This window comes from Methylomonas sp. MED-D (assembly GCF_050276835.1).
Taxonomy (GTDB): Bacteria; Pseudomonadota; Gammaproteobacteria; order Methylococcales; family Methylomonadaceae; genus Methylomonas; species Methylomonas koyamae_A.
Window position 1 is genome coordinate 5,002,880 of the sequence record NZ_CP189965.1, and the last position, 21,996, is coordinate 5,024,875.

General features: G+C 57.6%; 20 protein-coding genes. 9 read left to right on the top strand and 11 right to left on the bottom strand.

Annotation, left to right across the window (positions count from 1 at the left end; all coding sequences use genetic code 11):
• Positions 1 to 108: 108 nt before the first annotated feature.
• Both wrbA and arsC read right to left on the bottom strand, forming a co-directional pair.
• On the bottom strand, positions 109 to 705 hold the full coding sequence (wrbA, locus tag ACQE3E_RS22295; protein ID WP_064023992.1) for an NAD(P)H:quinone oxidoreductase: 597 nt from the start codon (positions 703 to 705) through the stop codon (positions 109 to 111).
• A 10-nt stretch (positions 706 to 715) separates the two neighbouring features.
• Positions 716 to 1,063: an arsenate reductase (glutaredoxin) gene (gene arsC, locus ACQE3E_RS22300; RefSeq protein ID WP_313731035.1), complete on the bottom strand. Its 348-nt coding sequence runs from the start codon at positions 1,061 to 1,063 to the stop codon at positions 716 to 718.
• 73 nt (positions 1,064 to 1,136) lie between these two features.
• Between arsC and hldE the strand changes: the two genes are divergently transcribed.
• Genes hldE through ACQE3E_RS22315 form a run of 3 tightly spaced genes read left to right on the top strand, consistent with a single transcriptional unit; the run spans position 1,137 to position 3,154 of the window.
• Positions 1,137 to 2,567, top strand: coding sequence for a bifunctional D-glycero-beta-D-manno-heptose-7-phosphate kinase/D-glycero-beta-D-manno-heptose 1-phosphate adenylyltransferase HldE (gene hldE, locus ACQE3E_RS22305; protein WP_313731034.1), 1,431 nt, complete (start codon positions 1,137 to 1,139; stop codon positions 2,565 to 2,567).
• Between the two features lie 31 nt (positions 2,568 to 2,598).
• Positions 2,599 to 2,898, top strand: a complete 300-nt coding sequence (locus tag ACQE3E_RS22310; RefSeq protein WP_313731032.1) for a toxin — start codon at positions 2,599 to 2,601, stop codon at positions 2,896 to 2,898.
• Entirely contained in the window at positions 2,888 to 3,154 is a 267-nt protein-coding gene (locus ACQE3E_RS22315) for an antitoxin (RefSeq protein ID WP_313731030.1), read from the top strand. Before ACQE3E_RS22310 ends, ACQE3E_RS22315 begins: the two co-directional genes overlap by 11 nt.
• A gap of 218 nt (positions 3,155 to 3,372) precedes the next feature.
• Here ACQE3E_RS22315 and ACQE3E_RS22320 read toward each other — a convergent pair whose 3' ends face one another.
• A complete protein-coding gene (locus tag ACQE3E_RS22320) occupies positions 3,373 to 3,966 on the bottom strand; it encodes a hypothetical protein (protein WP_313731029.1) in 594 nt (197 codons plus the stop codon).
• A gap of 134 nt (positions 3,967 to 4,100) precedes the next feature.
• Positions 4,101 to 4,979 carry an AbiJ-NTD4 domain-containing protein gene (locus ACQE3E_RS22325; protein ID WP_427501095.1) on the bottom strand — a complete coding sequence of 293 codons (879 nt, stop codon included), beginning with the start codon at positions 4,977 to 4,979 and terminating at the stop codon, positions 4,101 to 4,103.
• A 319-nt stretch (positions 4,980 to 5,298) separates the two neighbouring features.
• Here ACQE3E_RS22325 and ubiA point away from each other — a divergent pair, with 319 nt between their 5' ends.
• From ubiA to ACQE3E_RS22340, 3 genes are all read left to right on the top strand, one after another.
• Positions 5,299 to 6,162 (top strand): 4-hydroxybenzoate octaprenyltransferase, encoded by an 864-nt coding sequence (gene ubiA / locus ACQE3E_RS22330; protein WP_313731027.1) that lies wholly within the window; start codon positions 5,299 to 5,301, stop codon positions 6,160 to 6,162.
• 89 nt (positions 6,163 to 6,251) lie between these two features.
• Positions 6,252 to 6,998, top strand: coding sequence for an MgtC/SapB family protein (locus ACQE3E_RS22335; RefSeq protein ID WP_313731025.1), 747 nt, complete (start codon positions 6,252 to 6,254; stop codon positions 6,996 to 6,998).
• A 72-nt stretch (positions 6,999 to 7,070) separates the two neighbouring features.
• On the top strand, positions 7,071 to 7,532 hold the full coding sequence (locus tag ACQE3E_RS22340) for a nucleoside deaminase (RefSeq protein ID WP_168028512.1): 462 nt from the start codon (positions 7,071 to 7,073) through the stop codon (positions 7,530 to 7,532).
• Here ACQE3E_RS22340 and ACQE3E_RS22345 read toward each other — a convergent pair.
• The 7 genes from ACQE3E_RS22345 to ACQE3E_RS22375 form a co-directional block, all read right to left on the bottom strand.
• Positions 7,521 to 9,080 carry a SulP family inorganic anion transporter gene (locus tag ACQE3E_RS22345; RefSeq protein WP_281021763.1) on the bottom strand — a complete coding sequence of 520 codons (1,560 nt, stop codon included), beginning with the start codon at positions 9,078 to 9,080 and terminating at the stop codon, positions 7,521 to 7,523. The genes ACQE3E_RS22340 and ACQE3E_RS22345 overlap by 12 nt on opposite strands.
• A gap of 31 nt (positions 9,081 to 9,111) precedes the next feature.
• Positions 9,112 to 9,744 (bottom strand): carbonate dehydratase, encoded by a 633-nt coding sequence (gene can / locus ACQE3E_RS22350; protein ID WP_064024003.1) that lies wholly within the window; start codon positions 9,742 to 9,744, stop codon positions 9,112 to 9,114.
• A gap of 175 nt (positions 9,745 to 9,919) precedes the next feature.
• A complete protein-coding gene (locus ACQE3E_RS22355; protein WP_313731023.1) occupies positions 9,920 to 11,455 on the bottom strand; it encodes a complex I subunit 4 family protein in 1,536 nt (511 codons plus the stop codon).
• Positions 11,448 to 12,989, bottom strand: a complete 1,542-nt coding sequence (locus tag ACQE3E_RS22360) for a complex I subunit 4 family protein (protein ID WP_168028518.1) — start codon at positions 12,987 to 12,989, stop codon at positions 11,448 to 11,450. The genes ACQE3E_RS22355 and ACQE3E_RS22360 overlap by 8 nt, the downstream gene beginning before the upstream one ends.
• A complete protein-coding gene (locus ACQE3E_RS22365) occupies positions 12,986 to 14,557 on the bottom strand; it encodes a proton-conducting transporter membrane subunit (RefSeq protein WP_313731022.1) in 1,572 nt (523 codons plus the stop codon). The genes ACQE3E_RS22360 and ACQE3E_RS22365 overlap by 4 nt, the downstream gene beginning before the upstream one ends.
• Positions 14,554 to 17,718, bottom strand: coding sequence for a DUF2309 domain-containing protein (locus ACQE3E_RS22370; RefSeq protein WP_313731021.1), 3,165 nt, complete (start codon positions 17,716 to 17,718; stop codon positions 14,554 to 14,556). Before ACQE3E_RS22370 ends, ACQE3E_RS22365 begins: the two co-directional genes overlap by 4 nt.
• Positions 17,719 to 17,780: 62 nt before the next feature.
• Positions 17,781 to 19,253 (bottom strand): complex I subunit 4 family protein, encoded by a 1,473-nt coding sequence (locus ACQE3E_RS22375; RefSeq protein ID WP_071160735.1) that lies wholly within the window; start codon positions 19,251 to 19,253, stop codon positions 17,781 to 17,783.
• A gap of 238 nt (positions 19,254 to 19,491) precedes the next feature.
• Between ACQE3E_RS22375 and rlmH the strand changes: the two genes are divergently transcribed.
• From rlmH to rng, 3 genes are read left to right on the top strand one after another with little or no spacing between them, the layout of a single operon-like run.
• On the top strand, positions 19,492 to 19,956 hold the full coding sequence (rlmH, locus tag ACQE3E_RS22380; RefSeq protein WP_064028363.1) for a 23S rRNA (pseudouridine(1915)-N(3))-methyltransferase RlmH: 465 nt from the start codon (positions 19,492 to 19,494) through the stop codon (positions 19,954 to 19,956).
• A 2-nt stretch (positions 19,957 to 19,958) separates the two neighbouring features.
• On the top strand, positions 19,959 to 20,534 hold the full coding sequence (locus tag ACQE3E_RS22385; RefSeq protein WP_313731018.1) for a Maf family protein: 576 nt from the start codon (positions 19,959 to 19,961) through the stop codon (positions 20,532 to 20,534).
• Positions 20,531 to 21,988 carry a ribonuclease G gene (gene rng / locus ACQE3E_RS22390; protein WP_064028367.1) on the top strand — a complete coding sequence of 486 codons (1,458 nt, stop codon included), beginning with the start codon at positions 20,531 to 20,533 and terminating at the stop codon, positions 21,986 to 21,988. The genes ACQE3E_RS22385 and rng overlap by 4 nt, the downstream gene beginning before the upstream one ends.
• Positions 21,989 to 21,996: the final 8 nt, after the last annotated feature.

The window sequence follows — 21,996 nt, forward strand, 5'->3', positions numbered from 1 at the left end:
TTAGAGCGCGGAGCGAATCTAGCCGCCATGGATGATTCGAAGCTCGCCATCCATGGCACTGGATACCTGCGCTTCCCGGCGGGTATGACGGAATCTGACAAATTAGAATTAAGCGTTTAGGCTTTTAACCGCCACCGCCGTCTTTGCCAAGCGCTCGCCCAACACCCAGCACAAACGCTTTTCGTGCTCGGTCAAACCGTTGTCGCTCTCGGCGCAGCGGCTCGGCCCGTAAGGCGTGCCGCCGCTGACGGTTTCGCGCAGGGCGATTTCGTTGCAAGGCATGCTCATGACCAGCATGCCGTGGTGCATCAACGGCAACATCATCGACAGTAATGTACTTTCCTGACCGCCGTGCATGCTGCCTGCCGATGTAAACACCCCGGCCGGTTTCCCCGACAACGCACCGGTAAACCAAAGCGCCGTGGTACCGTCCCAAAAATACTTGAGCGCCGCCGCCATATTGCCGAAATGGGTCGGACTGCCCAGCGCCAAGCCATCGCAGCTCTCCAAGTCTTGCTGGGTCGCGTAGGGTGCGCCGCTATCGGGAATACTGTCGGCCACTTTCTCGCACACCGCCGAAACTTCCGGCACTGTCCGTAACACGGCTTCCGCGCCGGCCACCGACTCGATGCCGCGGGCAATCTGCCTAGCCATCGCCGCGGTACCTCCGTCGCGGCTGTAATACAAAACCAGAATATTCGCCATCGCGCCGCCGTTACAATATCGCCAGTACGGCTTCCGGCGGCCGACCGATCGCCGCCTTGCCGTCTTTCAGAACGATAGGCCGTTCAATCAATTTCGGGATGCGAACCATCACCTCGATCAAGGCTTCGTCGCTCAACGACGGGTCGCCCAAACCATTATCTTTATATTCCGGCTCCTTAGTCCGCATCAAATCGCGCGGCTTGATGCCCAGTTTGCCGAGAATATCGCGCAATTCGCCGGCCGTCGGCGGCGTCTTCAAATATTCAATGACATCCGGCGCAATCCCTTTGGATTCCAACAGTTTCAAGGTGTCGCGGGACTTGCCGCAACGCGGGTTATGGTAAATCTTGACGCTCATGCTTGGCACCTTTCCGAGATCGGGTTGCGGCTATAATAGCACCCTTCGTTTTCCCGTTAAGCCCCAGATCACCATGCAATTACCCAATTATTCCGCCGCCCGCGTCCTGGTGGCCGGCGACCTGATGCTGGACCGTTACTGGCATGGCGCCACTTCGCGTATCTCTCCGGAAGCGCCGGTACCGGTGGTCCACGTCAATCTCGACGAACAGCGGGCCGGCGGCGCCGGCAACGTGGCCTTAAATGTCGCCGCGCTGGGCGCCAAAGTCTCGTTATTGGGTTTTACCGGCGAGGACGAAGCCGCCGGCGCCTTAAAGCAATTGCTGCAAGCCGCCCACGTGCTGTGCCTGTTTCAAACCGTGCCCGGCTATCCGACCATTACCAAACTGCGGGTGATGAGCCGTCATCAGCAATTGATCAGGCTGGACTTCGAAGACGGCTTTCATGCCGTCGATAGCGATCCTCTGCTCCACCTATATCACGCGGAATTGATGCAGTCGCAGGTGGCCGTGCTATCCGACTACGGTAAGGGTACGCTAAACCGGGTTCAACAATTCATCGCGTTAGCCAGACAACTGAAAAAACCGGTCTTGGTCGATCCGAAGGGCAACGACTTCTCGATCTACCGGGATGCGACGTTGATTACCCCCAACCTCGGCGAATTCGAAGCCGTGGTCGGCCGCTGCGCCGACGAAGCCCAAATCGTCGAGCGCGGCCTCAATCTGATTACCGACCTAGGCCTGGATGCCCTGCTGGTTACCCGCGGCGAGCACGGCATGAGCTTGCTTGGCAAGAACGAAGCGCCGCTGCACCTGCCCACCCACGCCCGCGAGGTGTTCGACGTCACCGGTGCCGGCGATACCGTCATCTCGGTATTGGCCGCGAGCCTGGCCGCCAAAAAACCGTTGGCCGAGGCCACGCAACTGGCCAATATCGGGGCCGGTATCGTGGTCGGCAAACTGGGCACCGCCACCGTCAATACTTCGGAATTGGCCGACGCGCTACACGGCCCGCGCGCCCACCAAAAAGGCGTACTCAGCCTGCCGGCCTTGTTGCAAGAACGGTCGGCGGCGCGGCAAAACGGCGAAAAAATCGTCGCCACCAACGGCTGCTTCGACATCCTGCATCCCGGCCACGTCCGCTACCTGCAACAAGCCAAAACCCTCGGCGACCGTTTGGTGGTATTGGTCAACAGCGACGCCTCGGTGCAACGCCTGAAAGGTCCCGAGCGTCCGGTCAACGGCCTGGCACACCGGATGGAAATGCTGGCGGCGCTGGACTGCGTTGACTGGGTCGTGGAGTTTGACCAAGACACCCCCAAGGAAGTCATCGATCAATTACTGCCCGACATCCTAGTCAAGGGCGGCGACTACACCGACATCACCAGCATCGCCGGCCACGAAAGCGTACTGGCCAACGGCGGCGAAGTGAAGATTCTGTCATTTATCGAAGGGCATTCGACGACGGGGATTATTCAGACGATTAAGGATAAAGCCGGCAGCTAGCGCATGCGGTCAATAAAATGCAATACAATGTATGTATCCAGACAAGGACATTATGATTACGTTTGGACGCGAGAAAAATGAATTGCTGAAGCAAAGCCGAGGTATCTGCTTTGAAGATATTATCGCGGCCATCAATGCCGGAAACATACTGGATGTGTTCGATCATCCCGATCAAGTACAGTATCCGCAGCAAAAAATCTATGTGGTTGAGGCGCTTGATTATGTTTATCTGGTGCCGTTTTTACAGAACGAAGACGGCATTTTTCTTAAAACCATCATTCCAAGTCGCAAAGCCAAAAAACGTTACAAAGGAGGAAACCATGTTCGATGACGAAGAAATGTCGATATTAACCGCATTGGAAAATGACCAACTGGTACGCAGCATCAATGCGGATGAAGAAATTGCCTTGGCAAAACAGGCGGCTAAAGAATATCTGTCTAAATCGAAAAATGTCACTATTCGCCTGAGTTTGGGCGACGTGACATTGATTAAAAATCGCGCGCAAGATGTTGGTATCCCTTACCAAACGCTGATTTCTTCATTAGTCCATCAATATGCTACCGGCAAAATTCGGTTGGAAACATAACAAGTTTAGCCGGTTCCGTAATGATCCGCTCGTCAAAATCCGCGAGGTAAAAATTTTGTCGTATATAGATCAGCATTCGAATATAAAACGGCAAATTTTTCACAAGTAGCAACCGAAATTTGTTTAGAAGTCGTAACGACCTAGGAAGGCATGCTGGAAAACGTTCTGCATAACCTGATTGAGCCGCATCGTGGCGAAGATCGGAGTTAATGCGGTTGTTATACGACTTTACCCGCACCGCTAACAATCTTTTCCCATGCTTTCAGTGCATACTCTAGATATTTAAAAGCGTCACCGAGTTTTTTGCCATCCTCGCCGAGCACTATCATTTCTAAATTCACGAATTTAGGATTGGTGACCATCACATTCAAGTCATAAGCTCCGATGCACAGCGAGCCAATTGCTTTCTGTGGGACTTGATATCTTAATACTCCGAGCTGCGGTGATTTCCCTGAACGAGATGTAAATCGTGGATTTTGATCAAGACCTCCATGCTTTAGAGCATTTGCTAAATCAGCACATATACATAGATATGGATCTGCATTTACTTTATTCTCTACCCAATCCTTGCTCTTTCCGCGTTTAACAACATATTTCTTTACATAATCTTTAAGATTCCAAAGCCATATAAACATGGATGAAATATCATCTTCTAATTCTTCAGGAGACTTAACTCCATGAATAGATATGTAATGCGTTTCGCCATTTTCTAGAGTAAAAGGCCAGCCGGTTCCATCACCTTGTTTTTCGTGAAGCCTTTTTCTAAACCTATCGGCACGCCCAATTAGCTTTTCTAATTCGGAATACTCCACGAAATTTCCTTTGCCGTATAACGCATAGCTCAGCGGCGGAGCGTTAGCGGAGTCCGTTGGAGCGTTGCGTCAGGTGTGGTCGTAAAATAATTTAGAGTTCTGTTGAAGAGCGTGTAGCATTCCAGCCATGCTTGCTATTTTCTTGCCTTCAATAGCAAATGAATCATGGCAAACATTCTTTGGAATAAATAATCAAAGTGGTCGCCTGAATTAATTGGTGTTTGATTTAACTCAGTATGCCTAATATAAAAGTTGTTGCCAATATTAGTTAATTGAGCACCTTCTTTATCAAGTAGTTCTTTAAATTTAGGTTCGCTGGAAGCTTTATCAAATAAAAGTTGAATTGAATTCACCTTATTCGATGGGTTTTCCATTGTTTTAAGACGCTCCCACGCACCCCATAATTTTTCCAAAGCTTCACGCCTTAATGTTGGATTAGGGTCAGGACTTAAATATTTTTCTTTTGCTTGCTCAAGCAATTCATTAAGTTCAGCATTGCCTGTATCAAAAAATGATTGCAAAGATTCTTGAAATACAAATGGAATTAAACGAATAACCTGTCCATTTTCTTTTAATTCATAAGCAAGCCCATGCCGTTTAAAAAGCTCATTAATGTATTTACGAAACTCTTTTTGTCCTTTTTCATGATCATAAACATAATGATCGTGATTCCAACAGCTACCATTACCAGTTGATGTTGGTTTTGCAACGTATTTATAACAAAACTCAATCAGGTCTAATACCTTTAATTTTTCTTTATAGAAATTAATATAATCGTAATCTTTTGTACCTATATCTGAAATAAGAGCATTATCAAAGGCTGTTCTATTTATGCCAGATATATCCTGATGATAGCCGCACCTTGCAGGAAAGGCTTCTCCGAAAGCGTTATTTTCGATTAATTTATGTATGATTGAAACTAATCCCAGATAAGCGCGCTCTGTTATTTCTTCTTCGACTTGTGGTGGAAGCCCTGTTTCTCGTTCACTAAAATATAAATTTGTTTCCATCATAAAAATCAATAATTAACTGGGTCAATTGCGAACACCTAACAAGTAATTAGATAGCTTCCGTATACCCACCGACATATGGCCTTCAAGTCGATAACTTAATGTTCGGCATATAATTTTTCTTTCTGTATATCATCGGCGGATCTCCGCTATGTCGAATATTGCTAACGTCTATGCTATTGAATCAGACAACGCAATGGCCTGCAATGCGTCGATTTGTTACCAAATTCCGACAAGCTACTCTCAGGCGCTTTATCTTGGCAAATTGCTTTAAAATGCTTGGAAAACACATCCTTTCTGACGACACCGACTACCCGGAATCATGGAAATACTGAAAGACCGCCTCCACCAATACTGGCTCCTGGCCCGCTTCGACAAACCCATCGGTATTTTTATTTTGCTGTGGCCGACACTGTGGGCCTTGTGGATTGCCGGGAACGGCAAGCCGGATTTGTTGGTGTTGATCGTATTTACGTTGGGGGTGGTGTTAATGCGCGCCGCCGGCTGCGTGATCAATGATTATGCCGACAGGGATTTCGATCCGCATGTCGATAGAACCAAGCTCAGGCCCATCGCCGCCGGCAAGGTAACCCCTAAGGAAGCGCTGATCGTGTTCGCGGTATTGTGCCTGACCGCTTTCGGCTTGGTGTTGCTAATGAACTGGTACACCATAGCCCTGTCCTTCATCGGCGCGTTTTTGGCGGCCAGTTATCCGTTCATGAAGCGCTTTACCCATTTGCCGCAGGCTTATCTGGGCGCGGCGTTCGGTTTCGCGGTGCCGATGGCGTTCGCGGCGCAGACCAACGATATTCCACTGCACGGCTGGGTACTGTACTTGGCGGTCCTACTGTGGGCCTTGGTCTACGACACCATGTACGCGATGGTCGATATCGACGACGATTTGAAAATCGGCGTCAAATCCACGGCTATCCTGTTCGGTAAACGGGTGAGGGAGATTACCGGCGGCTTGCAAATCGTCATCTTGAGTCTGCTAACCTGGATAGGCAGCGACCAAAATCTGGCTTGGCCGTATTTCGCTGGTCTAACGGTGGCTGCAGGTCTTGCGATCTATCAGCAAAAGCTGATTTTTTATTTTCACAAGCCGGACTGCTTCAAGGCGTTTTTGAACAATAATTGGTTTGGGCTGGCGGTATTTGCCGGCTTGGTTTTGGCCTATCTGGTGTAAGTGTGGCGAAGTGACGGCTATCTCGGCTTCGACTCCGCTCGGCCAACGGTTAGTTTTAAAACTCAGTCTTCCGCTACTCCTGACATCCAATGAACCCGATCTCGCCCGATATTCTGCTTTCGTATTGGTCCACGCCGCAGATCGAAGTCAACGTCGTGATTTTGATGAACATCGTCGGCGCGCTATTGCTGGGCATGGTGGTCGGTTACGAGCGCTCGTTTCACGGCCGCGCCGCCGGCATGCGCACCTACGGCTTAGTATGCATGGCGTCGGCGGCCCTGACCATCATCGTCGGCTACCCGCATTACTGGTTCGGCGGCTTGCAACCGTTGACGCCGGCCGCCGATCCGACTCGGGTGATACAAGGCATCGTCACCGGCATCGGCTTTCTGGGCGCCGGCGTGATTATGAAGGAAGGCTTGAACATCAGCGGCCTGACCACTGCGGCATCGATTTGGGCCTCGTCGGCCATCGGCATCCTGTGCGGGTCCGGCTTTTATTTTGCCGCCATCGTTCTGACGCTGATCGCCTCGGTGACGATGATCTGGGGCGGCCATATCGAAAATATCCTGCCCTCCCGGCATTCCGCGTCGGTGCAACTGACATTCCGTCCCGGCCAGATTCCCAGCGAGCAACAGGTTCGGGAGCTTGCCGCCGGTCTGGGTTACCGAATCGCCGACGGTGCCACTGCCATCGTTCACGACGGCGAGCACACCGAATGGCATTTGGTGTTTATCGCAACTTCCGAGCGGCCGGTATCGATTCCGGCGCTGTCGGCCGGCCTACAAGCCAGCTCGCTGGTCGCGGGTCACAAAGTGGCGTTTGCCCGCAACTGAGCCGCGAGCGCAACGGGTCTTATTCGACTAGACTTGCCGACTCCGTCACCCCAACTCGCCGTGGAGCCGCCGATGAATTACGCAAAGTTACTGGCCGTTGCTATGAATGAAGCCAGAATCGGATTCGAGGAAGGCGGCGTGCCGGTCGGCGCCGCGTTGTTTGCCGCCGACGGCCGCCTGCTCGGCAGCGGCCGCAATCGGCGAGTGCAGGACGGCGATCCGTCGCTACACGGCGAAACCGACGCTTTTCGCAAGGCCGGCCGCCAGACCGATTACCGCGACAAAATCCTGGTTACGACCCTGGCGCCGTGTTGGTATTGTTCGGGCCTAATCCGCCAATTCAACATCGGCACCGTCGTGATCGGCGAATCGGCCAACTTCGCCGGTCACCCGGATTGGCTGCGCGAGGCCGGCGTCAAACTCGTCGAACTAAACGACCCTGAATGCATTGCACTGATGCGCCGCTTTATCGAGCAGTCGCCAGCCATCTGGTACGAAGACATCGGCTTGCCGCCCGCCCCTTCAATGCCCTGAGCCGGGTGCGACGTTGTCCACGTTAAACCCCTGCAACTCTACCATGACGTTGCGATCCGGCGCGGCCTGTAGGAAATCGGCAATCGCCTCTTGAATATCTTGATCGATGAACAAGGCCTTGGTACCGTCGATCAGTAAATCGCTGTCGTCCGGTATGCTGCTTAAGTGCCGACGCAACAGCGCTTTATTCAAAAACGAGACGTCCTTGTGCATCCGCAACAAATAGTTCTGGCCGTGTTGTGTCAACGTAATCGCTTCGTGGAAATTGGCGCGCAACACGAAGAATATACCGGCCGCCATGCCGATCGCGATGCCTTGCAGCAAATCGGTCAACAAGATCGCCGCGACAGTGATGACGAAGGGTAAAAACTGATTCCAGCCCTTCCGATAGAATTCGATGAACAAATGCGGCTTCGCCAACTTAAAGCCGGTTTGCAGTAAGATCGCCGCCAAGCAAGCCAGCGGAATTTTGTTCAAATACTCGGCGAAAAACAACACGCTGACCAACAACAACACGCCGTGCAAAAAGCAGGATATCCGGGTTTGGCCGCCGGCGTTGATGTTGGCGGAACTGCGCACGATGACCGCGGTAAGCGGCAAGCCGCCGACCAGCCCGCTCAGCAAGTTGCCTAAGCCTTGTGCCTTCAACTCCCGGTTGGTCGGCGCAACGCGTTTATGCGGGTCCAGCTTGTCGACCGCCTCGAGGCTCAGCAAGGTTTCCAGGCTGGCGATGATCGCCAATGTGACCGCCACGCTGTAAACCTTGGGGTTGCTGACGGAACTCCAATCCGGAAAACGTAATTGGCCGATGAAATTTGACAAACTACCGAGATCCGGCAACGCGACCAAGTGGCGCTCGCTGATCGCCCAAGCCGGCGCATTCTCGACCGCCCACAGATTGAACAACACGCCCCAGACCACGGCCAACAACGGCCCCGGCACCAAGCGCAGCCAGTTTATCCGCCTGATTGCCGGCGCATCCCAAATCACCAGGATGATCAAGGCCACCCCGCTGACCAGCGTGGCACCCAACGAAATGCCTTCCAAGGCTTCCAACAGTTCGAAGAAACTGGATTCGGCGGTTTCCTGCATGTAACTCTCGTCGCCGTCGAAGCTGGCGTCGTAGCCGGTGGCATGCGGCGTTTGCTTGATAATCAGGATCAGGCCGATCGCCGCCAGCATGCCTTTAATCACGGCCGCCGGGAAAAACGCGCCGATCAAACCGGCTTGCAGAAAACCCAGCAGCATCTGCAAGCCTCCCGCCAGCACCAGGCTGAACAAGAAGCCGTTGAAGCTCCCCAGCGCTTCGATCGCGTTGAACACGATCACGGTCAGGCCGGCGGCCGGGCCGGAGACGCTGAGTTGCGACCCGCTGGCCCAGGCGACGACCAACCCGCCGATAACGCCGGCAATCACGCCGGAAAACAGCGGCGCGCCGGACGCCAGCGCGATCCCCAGACATAGCGGCAGGGCCACCAGAAACACCACGATACTGGCCGGTACGTCCTGGCCGAGATTTTTAAGATAGTAATCCATTTGCGATTTCATGCGCGTCTCTCTCGTTATGGGCGGTGGTGACTCAATCGGCGTAACGGTAAATCGGATTGATTTGGGTGTTGTGGTCGAGCTTGATCAATTCGCTGATCAAACCGTCGTGCAAACCGTAAACCCAGCCGTGCAGCGACGGCTTATGGCCGTGTTTCCAGGCCGACTGAATAATCGAGGTATGAGCGAGCCGGTAAACCTGCTCGACGATATTCAATTCGATCAAGCGATCCAGTTTTTTGTCCGGCGCGGTGAAATCCAGTTCCTCCTGGTGCAGCCGGTAGACGTCCTTGATGTGCATCAGCCATTTGTTGGCGATGACCAATCCGGCGCTTTGCGGTTGCAAGGCCGCCTTGACACCGCCGCAACCGTAATGGCCGCAGACGATGATGTGCTTGACCTTCAGCACGTCCACCGCGTATTGCAACACGCTCAGGCAATTGAAGTCGGTGGTGATGACCTGGTTGGCGATATTGCGATGGACGAAGATTTCGCCGGGCTGGGCGTTGACGATGGTATCGGCCGGTACCCGGCTGTCGGCGCAGCCTATCCACAAAAATTCGGGTTTTTGCTCCTTGGCCAGATTCTTGAAAAACTCCGGGTTCTTCGAAGAAACCTCCTGCGACCAGGCCTTGTTTTCCAACAGTAACTTCGCGGGTGTATGCATAAAACTCTTCCTTATCAGTGTCGGGTGGGAGATAGATGTTCGACCGGCGGTTTTGTTCAGTCGGTCACCCGACACGGCGGAAAACCCTCGGCATTTAATATCGAATCAAAACTATATTCCAAGCTCTTCGCTTAATCAACCCTCACCCGCCTTTTTGTTCAAACGCGAAATCGGCTTAAATCGACCGGTCCGCCGCCGGCGCCTGAAAACCCGTGACGGGCGCGAGCCTTAGCGCCGGCGGATTCACCCGCGACAGCCATGCCGTCAGCGTGGCCTCCTGGCGGGACAGCAGCCATTGCGGCGACAAACCGAGCGCCAGCACCAACAAGGCCGGGACGATCAACGCCGCCAACTCCCTGCCGCGTAAATCCCGCAATCCGGCCAATTCCGGCGCTTTTAGCGGCCCGAAAAAGCCCTTACGGATGAAGTCCAGGGTATAGGCCGCGCCGAGCACGGCTCCCAGCAAGGCCACCAAGGCCAATACCGGATAGGCTTGCAGAATCCCAAAAATCATCAGCAATTCGGCCGGAAAGCCGTTGCCGCCCGGCACGCCGATAGACGACAGCGCGAACAGAAAGAACAGCGCGGTCAGGCGCGGCAACGGCTTGGCCAGGCCGCCCAACTGCAATGCGTCGTTACTGCCCAGGCGTTGTTGCAACATGCCGGCGATCAGCATCAAACTGGCGGCGACGCTGGCGAAATTCAACAACTGCATCAGCGCGCCTTGCAAACCCGACAAGTTAAAACTGGCGATACCGAGGATCACCATGCCGACATGGCTGACCCCGGCATAGGCCAGCAAGCGGCGCAGATTGGTCTGCCGTAGCGCGACCAGCGCGCCGTAGATCAGCGTCACCGCGCCGCCTATCGCCAGCGGCCAGCGGTATTCGGACGCGGCGGCCGGCGCCAGCGGAATCGCGAAACGCACAATGCCGTAAACCCCCAGTTTCAAACCGAGCAGCAACGCGGCGATTTGCGGCGGCGCCTCCATCGCCACGGTCGGCAGCCAGGTATGAAACGGCAGCAGCGGCGCCTTGACCGCGAAACCCAGCAGCAGCAGGCCGAACACCACCGTCTGCGCCGAAGCCGGTAGCGGCGACCTGAGCAATTCCGGCAAGCCGAACACCGGCAACGCGCCTGGCTCGCCGGCGGTCGCCAGCAATATGAACGCAAACAGCAGCGGCACGCCGCCGAACAACATATACAAGGTGTATTTCATCGCCGCGTAGCGCCGATGCGGACCGACACCCCACAAACCGATCAAAAAAAACAGCGGCGGCAGGGTCAGTTCCCAAAACAAAAAAAACAACACGGTATCCAGCGCGGTAAACACGCCTATCGTCACGCTTTCCAAGGCCAGCAGCAGCGCCAGATAAAACCGGTTCAGACGCTGCACCGCATTCCAGCCGGTCAGCAGGGCCGCCAAGGTCACCAGCGCGGTCATCGGCAGAAAACCGATCGAAATGCCGTCCACGCCCAGCAAAAATCGAGCGTTCAAGCCGGGTATCCAGGGATGGTCTTCGACCAGTTGGAAATCGCCGTCCTCGGGCCGAAATGCCGCGAATGCCCACAAACAAAACAGCAGCTCCAACCCGGCCACCGCCAAGGCCCAACGCCGCGCCGATGTCCGCCCGATCGGCGCCGCCAACGGCAGCGCTCCCAACAGCGGCCAGAACAGACAAAGCGATAACAGCGGAAATCCGTTACTCATGATGCGGCGTATTGCGATGGTGGCTATGGTGCGCGGGGTAGTGTTCGCCGATTTCGCTGGCTTCCTGATCGATGAATTTCAACCACGGCGTCGTGTAAAAGCCGGTGCCGATCAACAAGCCGCAAATCACGACGGCAATGATGCGTTCCTTGATGACCGGATGATGTATGCTGCCGTAGGGCTGCACCCAACGCCGCGGGTGGGCGATGAACAGGCGTTGAAACGCCCACAGCAAAAATGCCGCGGCCAGCACGTTGCCGAGCAATATCGCGATCGCGATCAGCCAGCCGTGCTCTTCTATCGTGCCTTCGATCAACAAATGCGCGGCGTCGAAGCCGGGCGTGCCGGGCATCACCATCGTACTCAACGCCGAAATCATAAACAGCAACGCCAGCGTGGTGTTGGTCTCGAACAATCCGCCCAGGCGGGGTAGAAACGAAGTCCGGGTCCGTTCGTAAATCAGGCCGATACTGAACAGCATGCCGGCGGTCGCCAGACCGTAGGCAACCGACAACAGAATGCTGCCTTCCAACGCGAAATCGTTGAACGAAAACACCCCGATCGCCAGCATGCCGGTATGGCTGATCACCGCGAAGGCCACCAGCCGACGCATGTTGATCTGCATCAGCGCCAACAACGCGCCGTAAAATATTCCGATCAAGCCCAAGGTCAGCACGAAATGCGCCCATTGCTCGGCGGCGCCGGGTACCAGCGGCAGGATGAAGCGAATCAGCGCATAGATGCCCAGCTTGATGCCGTGCAGAAAGATCGCGGCGCTGGCGGCGGTGCCGTGCTCGGCCAACGGCGGCAGCCAGGCGTGAAACGGAAACAGCGGCATCCGCACCGCGAAACCGAACAGCAGCAGGATGAAGATCAAGGTCTCGTTGGGAATCGCCAAATCGTGGTGCTTAAGCGCCAACCAATCGAAACTGAGCGGCATGCCGTTCTGAGCCAGACCGCCGCTAAGCAGCACGAAACCGATCAGACTCATCGCCAGTCCGGACAGCCAGTATTGCAACACCGCTTTGACGACCCGGTTGCGTTGGCGGCCCGTGCCGGCAAACACGGTCAGCAGCACCACCGGCACCAGTTCCAACAGGCACCAAAACCAAAACTGCAAGGTGTTCAACGCGCTGAACGCGCCGATCAGAATGCCCTGATACGCGAGTAGGCAGGCGACGAACAAACGGTCGTCGCGGTGGCGGGTAATCAAGGTATAGACCAAGGCCAACAAGCCCAGGATGGCCGCCAGTGGGATGAATAGCACGTTGGTGCCGTCCACGCCGGTGCGGTAATGCAGACCCAGCCATTCGACGCTCTCGGCCAAGTGAATGCCGGGGGCTTCGGCATCGAACACCCACAGCATGTAAACGCTCAAGGCCACGTTCAGCAACGCGCCGGCGAAGGCCAGGCGTAGCGCGTGCGGCGGCCGTGCCGCCATCACCGCCAACGCGGTCAGCAGCGGCAACAAGGTCAGAACGCTCAAGACCGGCAACGCGGCAGCGGCTTGCCAATAAACGATATCGGTTGTCATCGGTATCCCAGAGCCACCATCAACGTAATCAGAACGAACAGCGCCAAATAGCGCGGACTCAGCAGCAATTTCTCGAAGCGGTTGGCGGCGCGTCCCAAGCGCCGGCCGAACCGAATACTGTCCCCGCCGATGCCGCGCAAAATGAAGCGATATTCGAACCAGCCCAACAGCGCCGCGCTCCATTGCGCCAGTTTGCCGGCCAGACCGCTGCCGTAAGCGAAACTGTCGCGGTCGCTGTCCAAATTCGCGCCGAGCTTGCGCTCCTCCCATTGCGCCAGCGACGAAATCGCCCGCATCGCCGGCGCCGGCGCGCCCAGGGCCGGATCGATGACGTGCTCGTCCAGATACCTTAAATCCTCGGACAAGCGCCGCACCGGCTTGACGAACAGCCGATCCAGCGCCGGTTCCAACCAGCCGCGCTGCAGCGACACCCAAAACGCCCAGCGCCGCCGCGCCAGCCAAGCCGGCACCGGCGCGGTCGGCCGGCAGGCGGTGGCTTGCAAAATCGACGGCGCCGACAGCAGCAAATAGCAGCGCACCACCGCGTGGGCCAGCAAATGCCAGGACGCCAGCGTCCACCAACCCAGCCCGCATTCGACGAACATCAAGCCCAATTGCACCGCCGCCGCGAAAATCTGCGAACTCTTGATGTCGGTCTGACTCAAGCCGACCCAATAGCCGTAGAGCGCGGTCAACGCGCCGAGCTCGGTCAACAGGGCCATCGCCTGCGGCGCCTGCTCGAACAAGGGCTGCAATTGAATCAGCAAAAATACCCCGGCGTGGGTCATCACCCCGCCGTAAAAAATCGCGCTGGACGGCGTCGGCCCTTCCATGGCTCGCCCCAGCCAGAACGTAAACGGAAATTGCGCCGACTTGACGCTGGCCGCCAACGCGAAACAAGTCGCCAACAGCAAAGCGTCGCCTTTTTCCAAATCCGCCGCGCCGTCGTTGATCGCTCGCCAGTCGCAACTTTCCAGCCAGGCCAGGCTCAGACCGATGGCCAGCACAAAACCGGCGTCGCCGATCCGATTGGTAACGAATACCCGCAACGCATTAGCGGTCGCGATCGGCCTGTCGTAGGCATAGCCGATCAGCAAATACGAACACAAGCCGGCCAGTTCCCAGCCGACGAAGGTCAGCAAGGCATTGCCGGCCAGCACCAGCAACAACATCGCCGCCGAGAACAAACTCAGCAGGAAGAAGAAGCGGTGGAAGCCGGCCTCGCGGTGCATATAATTGACCGAGAAACGTAGCGTCACCCACAGCAAAATACCGAACACCCCGGCCACTGCCAGGCGGAACCGGTCGCCGGCCAGCTCCAGACCGATACTGATCTTGCCCAGCCGCAGCCAGTCGCCGTAGGCCTGTGCGTCCAGCCCGGCCGGCCAAGCATTCCAGGCCAGCGCCAACACCAGCAGCGTCGCCGCGCCTATCCCCAGCAAAGCCAATCGGGCCGTGACTTTTTCGCCGGCATCGCCGCTCAGCGCGCCGCCGAACTGTAAAGCGCCGATCACCAGCGCCGACAACAGCGGCAACAACGGTACCAAGGCCAACCAATACGCGCTCATCGCTCGACTCCCGCTTGCCGGATCAGCATCGGCGCCACCGGCTCAACGGCATCGCGGTAGCAATCCGGCGAATTTTCCCGGATCGGCAATTCGTCCGGCAACGGCTGCCACGGCACGAAGCCGTCGCCGCGCTCGAACACGAAAATCTCCCCGCTATCGGGGTCCTGGGCGCTCAGATGCACCCAGCCGCCACCGATCAATTCCCGCAGACCGTCCTGCCGTTGGTAGATCTCGGTCAGCACGCCGATCTTGGCCTCGACCACGAGTTGCAGCCTCATCGCCTCGTGAATTTCGATCATCTGCTTGGGCAAACCGGTGCGCAAATCGCTGCCGGCGCCTTCCATGACCGCGAAGAAACCGGTCGGATTGTGCGGCACCTTGGAACCGCAACCCAGCCGCTCGTTGTTGACCGTGGAAAAGTAGTATTCCAAATTAATGCCGGCGCCGACCGGGCCGACCGCCAGCAAAATACCTTCCAGAATTTGGCCGCTCGGGTCCTGGGTCGGATCATAGGAAATCAAGAACAAGCGCCGATCGAAAAACGCGCCCTGACTAGCCGCGCGCCGACCGACGTAGGCGGCCGCGTTGGTGGCGTGGCCCAATTCCGGCCGGGCTTGCGAAAAATCGGCGGCGCGGTTCAAAAAATGCCGCAGCGCTTGAGCCGGCCTGGGCCGGCGCGGCGCCGACGCCAGCCTTCGGCAGCGTTCGTGGGCCGACATGCGTTGGGCATGGCGTAATTGCTCGTTCAGATTAAGCCAATCCGATCGGCGCTCGGCCGGCAAACCGTCCAGATCGTACCAAGCGATGTCTTCGTCGCAGGTATTGTGCTCGGCGCCAATGAAATAGGTATCGGGCGGAATGACGATGCCGCGTTCCGCCAACAGCAGCCGCACCTCGGCACGATTAGCCATCGCCGCGAACAAACGCGCGTTCGGCCCGCCGTGCCGGCCGCTGCACGCACCGCAGTCGTAAGCGGCCAGATGCGGATTGTTGCGACTCATCGAGCCGTGGCCCATCAACACCACCCATTCGGCAAAGCCGTAGGTCAGGCCGGTATTGCGCAAAAAACCGGCGACCCGCTCGGCTTGCTCAAGGTCGGTAAACCCCAGTCTCGGCTGCTCCGGCGTGGCCGGGGTCGGCTCGGTCGCGGAAAAATTCAGTCGAGTCTTCAGATCCGGCGCGACGATTTTGGCTGCGACGCCCAGCAAATTTTGTTGAGTCCTGGGAAACAGGGTCTTGCCGACCAAGCCGGCCAGCGTCAACGGCGCCATCGCGTTGATTGCCGGATAAGCCAGCCAGGGATCGCGGCGCAAGCGGTGGTGTATAAAATCCGCGAGACCGCGCACGACTCCGCCGCCGGCCCTATGCCGGCTCGCCCTAAGCGGCGCGGTGCCCGGCGCGGCTTGTTCCTCGACATCGTGGGCTGGCACGACCACCACCGGACACAACGGCGTCTTGGCCGCATCGTCCAAGCCCCGGTAATTCATCGGCACCCCGAAAAATCCGGCCGCGCCCAAGGTCTCGACGTCCGGATTCAGTTCCTCCAGATGGCGGCGGAAGCCTTCCTCTCTATCATCCATGCAAAACACGATTTGCGCGGCGGGACGGTGCTCGCGGCGCGCCCAGCGCCCGCGTCGCCGATTGGCGTGCAGTGCTTGCAACACCTGATCGCGGTAATGGCGTTCGTAGGCCCCCAACCAGACCCGGCGCCGGGCGCTGTCGTCGAACCCGTCGCTGGCGCTGAGCCAATGCAGCAACTGGGCCTTACTCAACTGCGCGATCTCGGCGGCGTTCAACCCCAAGGCCCGGCAAATCCGCCACAAGCGCCAGCCGTGATCGTAAACCGCCAAGCCGCCGCCTACCGCAGCCAGCGGGCTGCGTTGCCAAGTCCGGATCCGCTCCGCCAGCCCTTGCCAAGCCGACTTATCGCGGCCGCCGTCGGCGATCTGCACCTGACAGGCTTGCACCAGATATTCCGGCAAGCCGCCGCCGAATAAGGCATCGCGCACGAAAAATTCGTAAACGTGCTTGCCGAAATAACCCGCCAATTTGTCGTAGCGGGCATCGCAGTGCCACAGGGTCCGACAATGGGTTTGCAGAAAGGCCCGATCCAAAATCAAGCGCAGGGCCAAGTAGTCAGCCAATTCCGGGCGAGCCGCGCCGTCCCGGTAGCCGGGATGGGTCTGCCGCCAATTGATCAAGCCGGACCAACCCGGCAGTTCCAGCGCCAAGCGTTGCAGATAACCGGACCAGCGCTGTTCCGGTATCGCCAGGGCTTGCAGTTGCTGAACGACCGCATCGGCGGCATCGTCCGGCAGGGCCGCGACTATATCGTCCCAATCGTCGAGATCGTGAAAAAAACCGCTAGGATCGAAAGCCAAATTGCGCCGCCAGGCCCGATATAAACCCAATCCCTCGCGGTCGGGCAACTGCCAGGCCGCCAAACCTTCGTCCAGCCAGGAGGCGCACAGTCCGATTAATATCGGGCGCACCTGATCCAGCACATCGACACCGGTCAGCGCCGCCAGCAAACCGCGTAAGCTCAAGCCGTGACCGATCCGGGCAAAGCACTCGTCAACGACGCCAGCCGCCCGTTGCCGCAAATCGCCTTCGCCGCTCAGCCAATCTTCGGCCTGCTCGGCGCTCAAATCCAGCAAATCCTCGGCATGCAGTTGCGGTTCGCGCAATTCCAGAATCGCCAGCAGCGCCCGCCAAGCGGCAGCGGCTTCCGGCTCGGCCAATACACCCAGTTCGCCGACCTGCCAGGACCATTGCGCCGGGGACACCGGGCTGATGTCTTCCAGTAGCGCCAAGCGGTACAACGCGCGGAGCGTGACCGGCCGGCCGCCGCTACGGGCGATCACCGATTCGATGTCGTCGCCGAAATGGCGGGCGAGTTCGGCGTCCAATTCGGCGTCGGAAATCCGCCCTTGCCGGTAAAACTCGCGAAAGCGCTCGATCGGTAGATAACAATCGATACCGGTCAGTGCGGTGAATTCGGCCAAGGCCTGTTCGAACGGCAGATGTTGAAAACCGTGCAGGGTGTTGTGGTGGACGAAATCGTGGATCGGCGCCTGGCCGGGCAACACGTGATCGAGATGGGCAATGGCGTCCAGAACGATTTGGCGCGGCTCCCGGCCGGCGGCGGTGGAGGCTGACATGGCTTAAATCCGGAAAACGGCAGGGCGGCGATCCACGCGGCCGGCCGGAGAGACTATCCAATTCACGGCAGGCGCTCTCCTATCACCGCCAACATTCTATCCACCGTGACGCTGGACAACTCGATCAGCGGCGCCGGCAGCAAACCCAACGCGACGATGCCACCGACCAACACCCCGGACGCCAGCATTTCGACCGGCCGCAAATCGGCGATCTCGCGCATTTGCGGCTTGACCGGTCCGGTAAACAACAGGCCGACGGTGCGCATCGCGTAAGCGGCGCTGATCAGGATGCTCAGGCTGAAAAACACCATCAAGCCGCCCCATTGCCGGAAACCGCCGATCAGCGTGTGCAACTCGGCGACGAATCCGACCGAGCCCGGCAAGCCCATCGCCGCCAGCAAGGTCAGCGTCGTAAACACCGCGAAACGCGGCATGACCTGGACCAGCGAGCTGTAGTCCGGCAGGTGACGGGTATGGGTGCGTTCGTAGAGCAGTCCGACCAGCAGGAACAAGGCGCCGGCGATCAGGCCGTGCGCGGTCATCTGCAAAATCGCGCCGGTGAAACCGGTATGATTCAACGCCGCGATGCCCAGCAGCACCACGCCCATATGACTCAAGGACGAATAGGCCACCATCGCCTTGATGTCGGTCTGCCGCCAAGCCAGCAAGCCGCCGTAGAGCATGCCGAACAAGGCCAGGAACAGCAACGCCGGCTGCAGCAATTGGGCGGCGACCGGCAGCATCACGCACGACCGGATCAGACCGTAGGCGCCCATCTTCAGCAGGATACCGGACAGCAGAATGCTGATCGGACTGGGGGCTTCGACGTGCGCCAGCGGCAACCAGCCATGCAGAGGGAAAATCGGCATTTTGACGCCAAAGCCGATCAAGAAACCCAGCAAAACCAGAACTTGCTCGACCACCGGCATGGTTTGCGCCGCCTGACCCATTGCCGCCATCAGCGAACCCTGCTTTTCCAGGTCGTACTCGCTGATCGCCAGCAGACTAAGCAACATGAATACCGACCCACCCATCGTGTACAACACGAAGTTGAGACTGGCCGCGTGGCGGCGCTTGCCGCCCCAACGATCGATCAGGAAGTAGAGCGGAATCAGCGTGACTTCCCAGAAAATGTAAAACAGCGCCCAATCCTGCGCCATGAACACGCCCAACATACCGAATTCCAGCAGCAACACGCAGATATGATAACCCTTGACGCCGTCGCTGACCGACACCGAAGCCAGCAACGCAATCGCGGTCAGCAAGGTGGCCAAGACCAGCATCGGCAGCGACAAACCGTCGATGCCGAGCGCGTAGGCGCTGCCGAGCTTGGGATTGAGCGGATAGAATTCGCCGAATTGCATCGCGCTGTCGCCGGCGTCGAAATCCAACAACAGCTTGCCGGCCAAGGCCAGCGCGCAAAGACTCACGAGGTTGCCGAGGATGCGGATCAGCCTGACACGGTCGCCGGAAACCGGTACCAACATCAGCGCCCCTAGCGCCGGGGTCCACAGCAACGCGCTTAAAATCGCCATTTCGAGGTGGTGGTTGAAGTCCAATTCCGGCCATTCTAAAGGCAGCCGGGCCGGCTTGACCAGCCTGAATTCGCGGCTTGGGCCGTTTTCCGGGCCGGCTCGGCGCCGGAATCGGCCGTTCGGTTTAAAAATCCGGCGGCTTCGTGTACTCTAGCCGGCTGGCGTGGCCCACGGGCGACGCTACTTTTTAACCCCGCGCAGGCCGCCACCGCGTCCTCGGTGTCCGCCTCAAACCACGATGCAAATTCACCTGATAGCAGTCGGCAACAAGATGCCGGACTGGGTACAGCAAGGTTATAATGAATACGCCAAACGCCTGCCGCGCGAATGCGAACTGGTCTTGCGGGAAATCGCGCCGGATAAGCGCAAAAGCGGCGACATTGCTCGTATCGCCCGCGACGAAGGCGAGCGGATGCTGGCGGCGTTGCCGCCCAGAGCTCACGTCGTGACCCTGGATATCCCCGGCAAACCCTGGGCCACCTCGGATTTGGCGCAAGCCCTGCAACGCTGGCTGGGCAACGGCCAACCGGTAGCGTTGATGGTAGGCGGCCCGGAGGGCCTGTCGGAGCAAGTCAAAAGCGTCGCCAAGGAATCCTGGAGCCTGTCGCCGTTGACCTTTCCCCACCCGCTGGTACGCATCGTCGTGGCCGAACAAATCTACCGGGCCTGGAGTCTGCTCAACCACCATCCTTACCACCGCTGACCATGAGCCCACAAATCATTCTCGCCTCCGCCTCGCCGCGCCGTAGCGAATTGCTGAAGCAAATCGGCGTGCGCCACCGCGTCGTCTCGGTCGACATCGACGAAGCACCGCTGCCCCACGAAGCACCGGATGCTTATGTCGCCAGGGTCGCCGCCGAAAAATCCGAAGCCTGCCGGCTTGTAGACCGTTCCGGCCTGCCGATTCTGGCGGCCGATACCAGCGTGATCCTGGACGGCCGCATCCTCGGCAAGCCCGCAGACTTGCAACACGCGATCGAGATGCTGAGCCGGCTGTCCGGCCGTACCCATCAGGTTTTCAGCGCGGTGTCGCTACGCGGCGATCGGCATTGGCAAGCCATCAGCGTCAGCGAGGTGCGTTTTCGACCGCTCAGCCACCAGGAAATCGTCGCCTATTGGCAAACCGGGGAACCATGCGATAAAGCCGGCGCCTATGCCATACAGGGCTTGGCCGTCACGTTTATCGAATCGATGGCCGGCAGTTTCTCCGGCGTGATGGGTTTGCCACTGTTCGAAACCGCCCAATTACTGGCCCAACAAGGCATTACCATCCTCCCATGAGCGAAGAAATTTTAATTAATGTGACGCCGCCGGAAACCCGGGTCGCGGTCATCGAAAACGGCGTCTTGCAGGAATTGATCATCGAGCGGCTGCGCCAGAAAGGCCTGGTCGGCAATATCTACAAGGGCGAAGTTTGTCGGGTACTACCGGGCATGCAGGCCGCCTTCGTCGACATCGGCCTGGAACGGGCGGCATTTTTGCATTTGTCGGATTTCAGCAGCCAGGAATTGGCCGAGAAGGCCTCGGAAAACATCGAACACTATCTGAAGGAAGGTCAGAAACTGGTGGTCCAGGTCACCAAGGACCCGATCGGCAACAAGGGCGCCCGGCTGACCACCGATATTTCGATACCGTCGCGCTACCAGGTTTACATGCCCTACGCGGGCAACTCCGGCGTGTCGCAACGCATCGAATGTGAAGCCGAACGTGGCCGTCTGCGCGCCTGTATCGAGTCCTATCAGCAAAAACACAGCGTGCCGGGCGGCTTTATCGCCCGCACCGCCGCAGAATGCGTCGAGGAAGCCATTCTGTATTCGGACATGACTTTTTTGCACAAGCTCTGGGAATCCATCCTGGAAAAAAGTCAAAAAGCTAAGGTCAAGACCCTGATCCACGAGGACTTGCCGCTCAGCGTTCGCACCCTGCGCGATTTGTACAAGGAAGGCATCGAGAAAATCCGCGTCGATTCCAAGGAAACCTATCTGCGCATGGTCGAATTCGCCGAAACCTTCGTGCCGGAAGTGGTCACGGTCATCGAGCACTATTCCGGCGAGCGGCCGGTGTTCGACATTTACAATGTCGAGGACGAGATCAGCAAAGCATTGGATCGCAAGGTCAAACTCAAATCCGGCGGACATCTGGTATTCGACCAAACCGAATCGATGACGACGGTGGACGTGAATACCGGCGGCTACGTCGGCGGACGCAATCTGGAAGAAACCATCTTCAAGACCAATCTGGAGGCGGCGCAGACCATTTCCCGACAACTGCGCTTGCGCAATCTGGGCGGCATCATCATCATCGATTTCATCGACATGCAGAGCGACGAGCACAAAAAACAAGTGCTCCAGGCCCTACAGCGCAACCTCGACAAAGACCACGCCAAGACCAAAATCACCGAGGTCTCGGCACTGGGTCTGGTGGAAATGACCCGCAAGCGCACCCGCGAAAGCCTGGAACACATCCTCTGCGAGCCTTGCTCCACTTGCGGCGGACGCGGCGTGCTGAAAACCGCCGAATCGATTTGTCTGGAAATCTTTCGCGAGATTATCCGAGTGGTGCGCCAATATTCGGTTCAGCAAATTCTAGTGTTGGCCTCCGAGCAGGTCGTCGAAATGTTGCTCGACGAAGAGGCGGACATGCTGGCCGAACTGGAAATGTTTCTGAAGGTGGCGATCAAGATTCGCGCCGAAGCCGAATACAATCAGGAACACTACGACGTGGTGCTGTTATAGGCCGTCGC